This window comes from Streptomyces sp. NPDC050674 (assembly GCF_040654575.1).
Lineage (GTDB): Bacteria > Actinomycetota > Actinomycetes > Streptomycetales > Streptomycetaceae > Streptomyces.
Window position 1 is genome coordinate 1 of record NZ_JBFAIG010000062.1, and the last position, 1312, is coordinate 1312.

Consider the following 1312-nt stretch of genomic DNA (forward strand, 5'->3'; position numbering starts at 1 on the left):
CCGCCCCGGGGAGCCGACGACGGGCCGGTCACTGCTCACCACGCAGGGCCTCAGCGACCGCGACGAGCTCCGACGCGATCGCCAGGTTCGAGCGGACGGTGAGGATCCCGACCGCCAGCGGGCCCGGCAGGTCCCGGACTCGGCCGTCGGGGAGGGTGCACATGCCGTTCACCCCTTCATCGACGTTGTTGATCAGCCAGAGGGCGTGGTCGTGGGGCTTGCGGGCGGTGGGCTGGCTCATGCGGCGGTCCCGTGGTCGTAGTGGGTGGTGATCTCGTCGAACGCGGCGCGCTCCTGGTCGTCGAGTGGCGGGCCGTGGCGCGGAGTGCGGGCGGCCGGCGGGAGCAGCTGCTCGTCGACCCGGGCCGCGCGGCGCAGCTGCTCGTGCCGGGGCCGGATGCGGCGGTCCTCGTTGCTGCACGACTGGGCGACGGCCAGGAGCACGGAGGCGCTGACCACTCCGGGCAGGCCGTACAGCCAGTGATGGGTGACGGCGTAGGCGGAGCTGAGGCTGAGGCCGGCGGCGATGGTGCGGTAGGCGCGGGCGGAGCGTTGGGCTGGGGTCACAGGTACCTCCTGTGGACGGGCACGTCGGTCTGGTGTGGAGCTGGTGGGCGTGAGGCCTTGGTCGTGGAGGTCGGGGTGGCGGGGGCCGGGCTCGTCGTCGTCGATGTCCTCGTCATCCCAGTCGGGGTCGCAGTCGTCGAGGGCCAGCTGGTCGGCGGTCATCGCTGTGCCTTGGGGTCGATGAGGTCGGCGGCGGCCGGAGGAGGCGGTCGCGGGCGGTCGGGTCGCTCATGGCTTCGTGTTCCTTCGGGTGAGGCGGGTGTGGAGGGCGCGTCCTGCCCAGCCGAGGCCGAGCAGGAGTGCGGAGATGAACGGGGCGCAGGCGATGCCGATGCCGAGGCCGCCCATCACGCGGCCTCGTCGTACTCGCGGGTGGCGCGGGCGATCTGGCGGGCGGCGAGTCGGCTGCGGGCCCAGGCTGGGCCGTCGAGGCCTCGCCACAGGGCGCGGAGGATGCACCAGATGATGGCGAGCAGTGCGTGCAGGGCGAGGGCCGCGGCGAGGCAGACGAGCATGAGCCACCGCCGCGGCCCGTTCCTGGTGTTCATGGGCGTCGGCAAGGTCTGCCGGGGCGTCAGCCTCGTCATCGAGCCGCCGGCCGCCCCACGGCCTCGGTCTCCTCACCCACTTCGCCCCGCTCCACTGCTGGGCCAGGAAACCGAGGGTGTCGCCGCCGTCGTGCAGCACGGGCCCCACCGCGTCGGCCGGTCCGCGCCGCAGGATGTCGACCGCCTCCAGCCCCTGC

General features: G+C 73.8%; 4 protein-coding genes. 1 reads left to right on the forward strand and 3 read right to left on the reverse strand.

Features of this window, described 5'->3' with window-relative positions:
* Window positions 1-28: 28 nt before the first annotated feature.
* From AB0I06_RS34285 to AB0I06_RS34295, 3 genes are all read right to left on the reverse strand, one after another.
* Window positions 29-241: a hypothetical protein gene (locus AB0I06_RS34285; RefSeq protein WP_363122770.1), complete on the reverse strand. Its 213-nt coding sequence runs from the start codon at window positions 239-241 to the stop codon at window positions 29-31.
* The gene (locus AB0I06_RS34290; protein ID WP_363122771.1) at window positions 238-729 is read right to left on the reverse strand and encodes a hypothetical protein; all 492 of its coding nucleotides are present in this window, start codon (window positions 727-729) and stop codon (window positions 238-240) included. Before AB0I06_RS34290 ends, AB0I06_RS34285 begins: the two co-directional genes overlap by 4 nt.
* A 185-nt stretch (window positions 730-914) precedes the next feature.
* Complete coding sequence (locus tag AB0I06_RS34295; protein ID WP_363122772.1) at window positions 915-1082, reverse strand: hypothetical protein; 168 nt, start codon at window positions 1080-1082, stop codon at window positions 915-917.
* On the opposite strand from AB0I06_RS34295, the gene AB0I06_RS34300 reads away from it, so the two are divergent.
* Window positions 1081-1312, forward strand: a 232-nt coding sequence (locus AB0I06_RS34300) for a hypothetical protein (protein WP_363122773.1), incomplete at its 3' end; no start/stop codon positions are given. The two genes, AB0I06_RS34295 and AB0I06_RS34300, sit on opposite strands and share 2 nt — an antisense overlap.

What these genes read in the sequence shown, in the direction of transcription:
- AB0I06_RS34285 (WP_363122770.1), bottom strand. Translation starts at nt 241, where the DNA reads ATGAGCCAGCCCACCGCCCGCAAGCCCCACGACCACGCCCTCTGGCTG.
- AB0I06_RS34290 (WP_363122771.1), bottom strand. Translation starts at nt 729, where the DNA reads ATGACCGCCGACCAGCTGGCCCTCGACGACTGCGACCCCGACTGGGAT.
- AB0I06_RS34295 (WP_363122772.1), bottom strand. Translation starts at nt 1,082, where the DNA reads ATGCTCGTCTGCCTCGCCGCGGCCCTCGCCCTGCACGCACTGCTCGCC.